General features: G+C 45.2%; 3 protein-coding genes. 2 read left to right on the forward strand and 1 reads right to left on the reverse strand.

What is annotated here, in order from left to right; genetic code table 11:
* Window positions 1-56: 56 nt before the first annotated feature.
* Entirely contained in the window at window positions 57-647 is a 591-nt protein-coding gene (pth, locus tag EAE93_RS02585; RefSeq protein WP_040152646.1) for an aminoacyl-tRNA hydrolase, read from the reverse strand.
* Between the two features lie 278 nt (window positions 648-925).
* Between pth and EAE93_RS02590 the strand changes: the two genes are divergently transcribed.
* Together EAE93_RS02590 and EAE93_RS02595 are read left to right on the forward strand one after the other, a co-directional pair.
* Window positions 926-2,869 carry a phage tail protein gene (locus EAE93_RS02590; RefSeq protein ID WP_214039008.1) on the forward strand — a complete coding sequence of 648 codons (1,944 nt, stop codon included), beginning with the start codon at window positions 926-928 and terminating at the stop codon, window positions 2,867-2,869.
* 249 nt (window positions 2,870-3,118) lie between these two features.
* The gene (locus tag EAE93_RS02595; RefSeq protein ID WP_214039009.1) at window positions 3,119-10,615 is read left to right on the forward strand and encodes an Ig-like domain-containing protein; all 7,497 of its coding nucleotides are present in this window, start codon (window positions 3,119-3,121) and stop codon (window positions 10,613-10,615) included.
* Window positions 10,616-11,380: the final 765 nt, after the last annotated feature.

Raw genomic sequence — 11,380 nt, forward strand, 5'->3', positions numbered from 1 at the left:
ACACGGAATGGCGGGCTATCACGATCTTACAGACAAGATTTATCGATTCCATGTCATTAAGCGCCGGCTTTGAAGCTATGTAAGCGATTGATTGCCTTATTCATATCTTGTTTCATCAGGATATCAGTACAACGCAGCGCTTCATCAATTGCGTCATCGATCAGCTTTTGTTCACTGGCTGGTGGTTTGCCTAGCACAAAGCCAACCACTTTATTTTTGTCGCCGGGATGGCCGATACCGATACGTAAGCGGTGAAAGTTAGGATTATTGCCAAATTTATTCTGAATATCTTTCAAGCCATTATGACCGCCATGACTGCCACCCAGTTTCATTTTTGCCACTCCTGGCGGTAAATCGAGTTCATCATGGGCCACCAGAATTTCATCCGGTTGGATACGGTAGAAAGAGGCGAGGGCAGCGACAGATTTACCACTGAGATTCATAAATGTCGTCGGAACTAACAGACGAACATCGTGACCGCAGATATTGATCCGGGCGGTGTAACCAAAAAATTTACTCTCTTCTTTTAGTGACTGATTGTGGCTTTGAGCGAGCAGGTCAACATACCAGGCTCCGGCATTGTGTCTGGTTTGGGCATATTCAGCACCAGGATTAGCCAGACCGACGATTAATTTTATGTTACTCACTATTTTTCTTCACTTTTGGCATAAAACAAAAAGAAGGCTAGTGTACCTGCCGGGTGCGACGAGTACAAAGTTCAGTTTGATTATTCTTTCCTTTAAGTGATTACTGATGGTTATCGAACAATAAGTTATTTTTAGGATGTGAAATTGTAAGGAATAATTATAAAAAATAGTTGTCAACCTAAGTTTTAAGAATGTTTCATTATTCTTCTTCTAAGCTAGAATATAATTGAAATAACTTATTGATTATAAATTGATATTATTTAATTTGAGGAGAATATATGAAACTCAAGAACGATTTTAAAGCTTTTTCCATTAGTAATAATGCCAATGTAGTCAGTCAAGAAGGATATGAAGATAGCTCGAGTTTAAAAACAGGATTTCCCCCGGAAAATATTACCACTCATTTACTCAACAAGGTATTACGTCAGTCGTCGACAATAACATCTGTTGTAGCTAATTTTATTGCGACATATTCTGACAATGATGTTCTGGATGATGGGGATATAGCTAAACTGATTGTCCAATTAAATAAAGCGTTAGAACAAAAAATCGCAATACAAGTACCAGATGCCTCATTAACACAAAAAGGTGTTACTCAGCTCACAGATAAAATAGGTAATAGTAATACTCTCGCCGTCACTCAGAAGCTCGTTTCTGATGTAAATGATAATGCTAATAACCGATTGGCAAAAAATCAAAATGGCGCAGATATTCCTGATAAAAACGCATTTGTGAAAAACCTCGGCTTATCGGAAACTGTGGAATTGGCGAAAAATGCAGTATCGGCCAACGGGGGGAATTATCCACAGTATTTTAGATTTAAACAGGTTGAAACGCTTCCCACTGAACGTAATGCGACGATGTTAGTTTCTTTACAGGGGGCTAAACCGGCAAATGAGATAGTTGGGTTTACGCTTTACAACTGGTATGACAATTATATTAAAACGGGGATTGTGCGTGGCGGTAGCGTCGATACCTACGGATATACGATAGATATTAATGGCAAACGGGTTTTTTCTGTTTCTCCTGCGGGTCATATTGAAGCCGCGTCAGCGAATATAAATGGGAACGCTAGGTTTAAACAAGTCGAGACAATTCCAAACGAACGTAATGCGGTTGTGTTAGCTTCTGAATCTGGTGGAAGACCGGCGGGTACAATAGTCTCGTATACACTTTACAATTGGTATGACAATTATGCTAAAGCCGGTATTGTGCGTGGTGGTAGTGTTAATACCTACGGATATGCGATAGATATTAATGACAAACGGGTTTTCTCTGTTTCTCCTGCGGGTCTGATTGAAGCCGCGTCAGCGAATATACGGGGGAATGCGGGGGTTTTTAACATAACCCATGATACGGGTAAACATGCCTATTTTCAGTTTATTGAGGAAGCAAAAAGGACGGCCTATGTTGGATTCCCGAGTGACGGCTCACCGGATTTTGATATTTGTAACGAAAAAAAATCTGGCAAATTGACAATCGGTGGAGAGTTGGCCGCATATATTAATAACAATCGGGTTTTCTCTGTTTCTCCTGAGGGGCGGATTAATGCCGGGTCGGCAAATTTAAAGGGGGCCGGAGGTGTTTTTAATATAACATATGACGCGGGTAGACACGCATATTTTCAGTTTTTTGAGGGGGGAAAAAGAACCGCCTACATTGGGGTTCCAGGTGATGGGTTACAGGATTTTGATATTTGCAATGAAAAAAGATACGGCAGATTGACAATCGGCGGCGATAAATTGCAATATAACGGTAATCCTATTGCCATCCTGAATAATAACTGTATCGCTGACACTAACGGCAATCTCAAAGTATCCAGCCCCGTAGTAAGTATTTATCCAGACGGAACTTATGAGCTAACTCGTGAAGCGGAGGGTATGACTGTCGAGCGGATAGAGACAGGGAAATATCGCATCAGCGGCTGCAACGGTTTTGCTAAAGATGGGGCATGGGGAATTCATGGTGGTACCATTGTTCCGGCAGACAGTAACGGGTTAAATCTGATTTGGGTTAATGAATCAGTAGATATGCCTAGTGGCGATATAACCATTGAATGTTATCATCGTCAAAATAGAGATGCGCCGATATTTGCTCAAAATAAACGGGTTAAGAGTATTAGCGATGGCGGGGAAGTCGTTTATTACCATGATGGTGAACTATGTGATATCCCCGATGGCCGAGTGATTAATGTTAGAGTTCAACGGCCTGAAAAATCATAATAATTAAGTGCTAACTCATAATCACCAATAAGCAGAAAACCCGTTGAACTATTTGCACAACGGGTTTTTTCTGAAAATTGCGTAGGTACTTAATGTCGCATTGAGCAAGAATTTACGATGGTTTTGCTAAGTGATTACTAATGGTTATTGGCTGATAATTTATTTTCATTATACAAAGCTATAAAAAGTCATTTAATGTGCTCAGTAGCTATAAATGAATATAACGGCGGAAACTTTATGGTAATACTGATGAACATCAATCGTATTTTTCGTAACGTAATAAGTTATAAAGTAAATAAGCGTGTACTCATGGCCTGTTTTTTATTTGCCGCATTTATGCCACTGAAAAGTTATACTGCGTTACCTGAATTAGGAAACTCTTTGATTGGTGTTGAAAATTGTCAGGATTACCCAGAATCCGCCATGAAGCAAAATCAGGTTAGTAAGAAATTACACGAAAACGTTACTCATAAAGAGAAAAATCGATCAGAGCAGAGGCGGTGCGGTAAATTTTTATCAAAGAAAAGCGTAATAGGAAAAAACGATAGCGGTGAAAAACCAAAAATACCCCAGTTACATGAAAATGATCCTAAAGATGATAATCAAAATCTCCCGCCTTTAATCCTCTCTCGTGGCCCTGAATTCCTTGGATTATTAAATCAAGATCCAAAAAAATTGGCGCAAGATTATATTGTCAATAAATTAAATAGTCAGATAACAAATAATACTCAGAAATGGTTATCCCAGTTTGGTACAGCTAAAATTAATTTAAATGTTGACCATCATGGGCGCTTGGATGAAAGTTCTGTAGACTTACTCGTCCCTTTCTATGATGATAAAGATCACTGGCTTATTTATAGTCAATATGGATATCGTCATAAAGATAGCCGTGACACTGTGAATTTAGGCATTGGAACCCGTTTATTCATAAACAATTGGATGTATGGGGCGAACACTTTTTACGATAATGATTTAACCGGTAATAACAGCCGATTTAGCCTGGGCGGTGAATTGTGGACTAACTACCTAAAAATGTCTGCTAACGCATATTTTCGCTTGAGTGATTGGCATAACTCTCGTGATTTAACCAATTATTATGAGCGCCCTGCAAATGGTTATGACCTTATTGCCGACATGTATTTACCTGCAATGCCGTCACTCGGCGCCAAAATAAAATATGAACAATATTTTGGTGATAATGTTGCGTTATTCGGAAAGGACAATAGGCAAAAAGATCCCTATGCAGCAACTATTGGGGTAAATTATACCCCGATTCCACTGATCACTGCGGGAGTTGACTATAAATTAGGGAAAGATGGAAAGAGTGATGGCATATTTTCATTCAATGTGAACTATCGATTTGGTGTTCCGTTATCAGAACAACTATCACCAGAAAATGTTTCTTCACTACGAAGTTTGGCTGGAAATCGTTACGACTTAGTTGAAAGAAATAATAATATTATTTTGAATTATCTGAAAAAACCGCAACGTTTTAGGTTACTGGTTCCTGTATTAGAAATTAGTGGTTACGGTGGTGAAGTTAAACCAATACAAATTCAATCAGATACTTCATTAAAAGATATTACCTGGGAAATGCCTGAATTATTCCAGAAGCATGGCGGGATTATAAACATAGAAAGTACTAATGGTTATACTATTCAGTTACCGGAATATCAGCCTGATGGAAAAAATGACTATACCATAACAGGTACAAGTAAAGATGAGCAGCAGAATGTACAAATACAAATTCATATATTACAACGTAATATCTCTTTGAGTGTTAATACAACCGATCCTTTAATTGCTGATGGCAATGCGAAATATGTCTACACAGCTACTCTGCTTGGCGCTGACAAAAAAACACCGATCGAAAATGCTAAATTGATTTGGGATACAGATAAAAAAGATCCTGGATTGAAATTAAAGCCTGATTCAGAGGCAACAGATAAAAATGGGCAACAGACTGCAACATTAACCAGTACAACACCATTATCCGATATACAAGTCAGCGTCAGTATTAATGGCGAACGTGTTACTACGGATAAAAAAGTCAGCTTTACTGAGTCCAGCAGCAGCTATCGAGTCTCTAGCGTGACGGTGGATGTGGATAAAGACAAAGCGCGCTACAACAATGGTACTGACAGTTATACCTTCACGGCGACGGTGGTGGATGCGCATGGCAAGCCGGTAGCGGATAAACCGATCGATATTGACTGGCAGACCAATCCAGCGGTTGACGGGTTAAAACTGACGAAACAGAGCAATGCGGTGAGTAACGCGCAGGGGCAGGTCACGGCAACCTTAACCAGCACGGCGGCGGTATCTGATGTGCAGGTATCGGCGAAAACGGCTGCCCAGCAGACGGCGGAGAACGCGAATAGAAAAGTCAGTTTTACGGAGTACAGCGCCAGCTATTATGTCGCCAGCGTGACGGTGGATGCGGATAAAGGCAAGGCGCACTACAACAACGGCAGTGACAGTTATACCTTCACGGCGACGGTGAAGGACGGGCACGGCAATCTGGTGGTGGGTAAGCCGGTTGACATTGACTGGCAGACCAATCCAACGGTTGACGGACTAAAACTGACGAAACAGAGCAGCCCGGTGAGTAACGCGCAGGGACAGGTCACGGCAACCTTAAGCAGCACGGCGGCGGTATCTGATGTGCAGGTGTCGGCAAAAACGGCTACCCAGCAGACGGCGGAGAACGCGAACGGGAAAGTCAGTTTTACGGAGTACAGCGCCAGCTATTATGTCGCCAGCGTGACGGTGGATGCGGATAAAGACAAAGTACGCTACAACAACGGCAGTGACAGTTATACCTTCACGGCGACGGTGAAGGACGGGCACGGTAATCTGGTGGTGGGTAAACCGGTCGACATTGACTGGCAGACCAATCCAACGGTTGACGGGTTAACCCTGACAAAACAGAGCAATGCGGTGAGTAACGCGCAGGGACAGGTGACGGCGACCTTAACCAGCACGGCGGCGGTGAAGGATGTGCAGGTATCGGCGAAAGCGGCGGCGAACCCGTCATGGGTCAAGGCCGATAGCCCGGTGAGCTTTGAGGAGCTGAGTAGCAGTTATCAAGTCACCGGCGTGACAGTGGAAGTGGATAAAGACAAGAAGCGCTACAACAACGGCAAGGATAGTTATACCTTCACGGCGACAGTGAAGGATGGGCACGGCAATCTGGTGGTGGGTAAACCGATCGACATTGACTGGCAGACAAATCCAACGGTTGACGGATTAAAACTGACGAAGCAGAACAATTCGGTGAGTAACGCGCAGGGGCAGGTGACGGCGACCTTAACCAGCACGGCTGTGGTAAAGGATGTGCAGGTATCGGCGAAAACGGCTACCCAGCAGACGGCGGAGAACGCGAATGGAAAAGTCAGTTTTACGGAGTACAGCGCCAGCTATTATGTCGCCAGCGTGACGGTGGATGCGGATAAAGACAAGGAACACTACAACAACGGCAGGGACAGTTATACCTTCACGGCGACAGTGAAGGATGGGCACGGCAATCTGGTGGTGGGTAAACCGATCGACATTGACTGGCAGACTAATCCAACGGTTGACGGGTTAACCCTGACAAAACAGAGCAATGCGGTGAGTAACGCGCAGGGGCAGGTGACGGCAACCTTAACCAGCACGGTGGCGGTATCTGATGTACAGGTATCGGCGAAAACGGCTGCCCAGCAGACGGCGGAGAACGCGAATGGGAAAGTCAGTTTTACGGAGTACAGCGCCAGCTATTATGTCGCCAGCGTGACGGTGGATGCGGATCAAGACAAGGCGCACTACAACAACGGCAGGGACAGTTATACCTTCACGGCGACGGTGAAGGACGGGCACGGCAATCTGGTGGTGGGTAAACCGGTCGACATTGACTGGCAGACCGATTCAAAAGTTGACGGGTTAACCCTGACAAAACAGAGCGATTCGGTGAGTAACGCGCAGGGACAGGTCACGGCGACGTTAACCAGCACGGCGGCGGTGAAGAATGTGCAGGTATCGGCAAAGGCGGCGGCGAACCCGTCGTGGGTCAATGCTGATCGAAAGGTGAGCTTTGAGGAGCTGAGCCTCAGCTATCAAGTCACCGGCGTGACGGTGGAAGTGGATAAAGACGAGAAGCGCTATAACAACGGTACCGACAGTTATACCTTCACGGCGACGGTAGTGGATGCGCATGGCAAGCCGGTAGCGGATAAGCCAATCGACATTGACTGGCAGACAAACCCAAAGGCTGATGGGTTAACCCTGACGAAACAAAGCAATGCGGTGAGTAACGCGCAGGGACAGGTGACGGCGACGTTAACCAGCACGGCGGCGGTGAGGGATGTGCAGGTATCGGCGAAGGCGGCGGCGAACCCGTCGTGGGTTGACGCTGATCAAAAGGTCAGCTTTGAGGAGCTGAGTCACAGTTATCGGGTCACCGGCGTGACGGTGGATGCGGATAAAGACAAGGAACACTACAACAACGGCACTGACAGCTATACCTTCACGGCGACGGTAGTGGATGCGCATGGCAAGCCGGTAGCGGATAAGCCAATCGACATTGACTGGCAGACAAACCCAAAGGCTGATGGGTTAACCCTGACGAAACAAAGCAATGCGGTGAGTAACGCGCAGGGACAGGTGACGGCGACGTTAACCAGCACGGCGGCGGTGAGGGATGTGCAGGTATCGGCGAAGGCGGCGGCGAACCCGTCGTGGGTTGACGCTGATCAAAAGGTCAGCTTTGAGGAGCTGAGTCACAGTTATCGGGTCACCGGCGTGACGGTGGATGCGGATAAAGACAAGGAACACTACAACAACGGCACTGACAGCTATACCTTCACGGCGACAGTGAAGGACGGGCACGGTAATCTGGTGGTGGGTAAGCCGGTCGACATTGACTGGCAGACCAATCCAACGGTTGACGGACTAAAACTGACGAAACAGAGCAATGCGGTGAGTAACGCGCAGGGACAAGTTACCGCGACCTTAACCAGCACGGCGGTGGTATCTGATGTGCAGGTGTCGGCGAAAACGGCTACCCAGCAGACGGCGGAAAACGCGAATGGAAAAGTCAGTTTTACGGAGTACAGCGCCAGCTATTATGTCGCCAGCGTGACGGTGGATGTGGATAAAGACAAGGCGCATTACAACAACGGCAGTGACAGTTATACCTTCACGGCGACGGTGAAGGATGGGCACGGTAATCTGGTGGTGGGTAAGCCGGTCGATATTGACTGGCAGACAGATCCAAAGACTGACGGGCTAAAACTGACGAAACAGAGCAATGCGGTGAGTAACGCGCAGGGGCAGGTGACGGCGACGTTAAGCAGTACGGTGGCGGTATCTGATGTGCAGGTATCGGCGAAAACGGTTACCCAGCAGACGGCGGAGAACGCGAATGGAAAAGTCAGCTTTACGGAATACAGCGCCAGCTATTATGTCGCCAGCGTGACGGTGGATGCGGATGATAAAGACAAGGCGCATTACAACAACGGCAGTGACAGTTATACCTTCACGGCGACGGTGAAGGACGGGCACGGCAATCTGGTGGTGGGTAAGCCGGTCGACATTGACTGGCAGACCAACTCAAAAGTTGATGGGTTAACCCTGACGAAACAGAGCAACTCGGTGAGTAACGCGCAGGGACAGGTGACGGCGACCTTAACCAGCACGGCGGCGGTGAAGGATGTGCAGGTATCGGCGAAGGCGGCGGCGAACCCGTCATGGGTCAAGGCCGATAGCCCGGTGAGCTTTGAGGAGCTGAGTAGCAGTTATCAAGTCACCGGCGTGACGGTGGAAGTGGATAAAGACAAGAAGCGCTATAACAACGGCAAGGACAGTTATACCTTCACGGCGACGGTAGTGGATGCGCATGGCAGGCCGGTAGCGGATAAACCGATTGAGATTGACTGGCAGACAGATCCAAAGGCTGAGGGGTTAACCCTGACGAAACAGAACAACTCGGTGAGTAACGCGCAGGGACAGGTGACGGCGACCTTAACCAGCACGGCGGCGGTGAAGGATGTGCAGGTATCGGCGAAAGCGGCGGCGAACCCGTCATGGGTCAAGGCCGATAGCCCGGTGAGCTTTGAGGAGCTGAGTAGCAGTTATCAAGTCACCGGCGTGACGGTGGAAGTGGATAAAGACAAGAAGCGCTATAACAACGGCGCGGACAGTTATACCTTCACGGCGACGGTAGTGGACGCGCATGGCAAGCCGGTAGCGGATAAGCCGATTGAGATTGACTGGCAGACAGAGCCAACGGTTGAGGGGTTAACCCTGACGAAACAGAACAACTCGGTGAGTAACGCGCAGGGACAGGTGACGGCGACCTTAATCAGCACGGCGGCGGTGAAGGATGTGCAGGTATCGGCGAAAGCGGCGGCGAACCCGTCGTGGGTCAATGCTGATCGAAAAGTCAGCTTTGAGGATCTGAGCACTAGCTATCATGTTACCCATGTAACGGTGGACAAAGATGGTCCGCTCTACAACGGAGGCACTGATACTTACACCTTCACGGCGACAGTGGAAGATGCATATGGCAATCTGGTGGCGGATAAACCGATTGACATTGACTGGCAGACAGATCCAACGGTTGAGGGGTTAACCTTGACAAAACAGAGCGATTCGGTGAGTAACGCGCAGGGGCAGGTGACGGCGACGTTAGGCAGTACGGTGGTAGCGATTGATGTACAAGTGTCCGCAAAAACAGCTACTCAGCAGACGCCGGTGAATGTAGATAAAAAAGTCAGTTTTATCAGCCCTGATGAGCTTGCTTCTCTTACTGTTAGCCCAGATCACGTAACAGAAGGAGAAGGCGAGGAGCATACTTATACCTTTACTGCCACAGTAAAAGATTTTTCCGGGCAGGCGAAAAGTGGTATTGCGGTGACTTGGAGTGCAACAAATAGTAAGGGAGTTACTATTACTGATAAAAACTTGGTTACTCAGGTAGTGGGTGATGGTAAAACAGATGCTGATGGGAAAGCGCAATATCGGGTATATAGCAAAAGTGGCGGGTTTGTTGCTGTTATGGTAACGGCCAAAGTGAATGATTCATCTGTTGGTTCTAAGAATAAAACGGTAGAAATTAAGGCTAATGAGCAGGATGTTGCTAACTTCTTTATATTGGATTATCACCATAAAGATGGAGAATCGCTCGGGCGTTCAGTACCAAAGGAAAGAATGAACTTTGGCTGGGAAGGAATGAAGTTTAAACCTGAGTATTTGCCTGGAAAAGCAGGAATATCTGGTGGTTATATTGGAGTATATGATTCAAGTAATAGGAACGTAATTGATGTGAATGGAGAGCGTTTTCAAGTTAAAAAAGCAGGAATGGCTACATTAACTGCAACGTTTACACACCCAGAATCTGGTCGGTATTTAAAATATGTTATTCCTGATGTGAAAATTAACCATTTTATAATTTTTGATCCTAACCCGATAGGGCCGGGGATTGGTTACCCTGACCTGAATAGTCGTATTGACGCGAGTAAACCTTTACCTTGGTGTACAAGAGGAAATAGGATACAAGAGAGTGATCTTGGTAAATCAATTGATTATCTGGTTAATAGTTTGGATTTAGATCTTATTCAAAAGGGTTTATTGGGTAATCCAACTAAAGGATCGATGGTTGAAATAAGAATGGGCGGGCTACAAAAAGATGATACAAAAATTCAGGCTCATTTGTTGGATAATAGTGGTTTAGCTTCAAATGCTTATGTGGTTTTATGTGAGGAGTAGGGGGAAATAAATAGGTAGTAAGCATCATTTATAGAAGAGCATTATTTTGATAGGAAATTAGGTGTTTGTTACTTATTGGTGTTTGATTTTAATATGAGATTTAATATGTTGACACTTACAGCAGATATAGTTTCAGGAATAACGGTTTTAGATGCGTGCCCAGTTGTTATTACTGTGACTTATAGTGAAAACGTAGCCATGTTATCTTCTCGTTATTTTAACAGATTCAGTCCCTAATGAGCGATCACAGAGGTTTCTCATATATTAGCTGTAGCTAGAATTTTTACTCACCAAGGTTATTTAGAACTTGAACAGCGAGGAAAAATCAATTATTTAATTGTTCACTGAAATTAATATAGATGATATTATTAATATGAATGTTTACGCTGATGGTATTGTGTGAGAGGAGTTGGATTAAGTATTTATTACTATTGATCCTCATACATTAATCAAGGAATATGTGGAGAAAGCACTGTATCCCACTTTATGATACCTTTTGGATAAAGAATACATTGCTATTACAGTAATGGCTAAAGTAAATAATTTATTTATGTGACAAACAGGAAGGAGATAATAGGTAGTAAGCATCATTGTGGAAGAACATTATTTTGATAGAAATTAGGTGGTTGTTACTTGTTGGTGTTTAACTTTAATATGAGGTTTAATATGTCGACACTTACAGCAGATATAATTTCAGGAATAACGGTTTTAGAAGAGTGCCCGGTTGTTATCACGGTGACTTATTCAGGCGATGATACTCACAAA

Source organism: Photorhabdus akhurstii (assembly GCF_018448925.1).
In the GTDB taxonomy this organism is placed as follows: Bacteria; Pseudomonadota; Gammaproteobacteria; order Enterobacterales; family Enterobacteriaceae; genus Photorhabdus; species Photorhabdus akhurstii.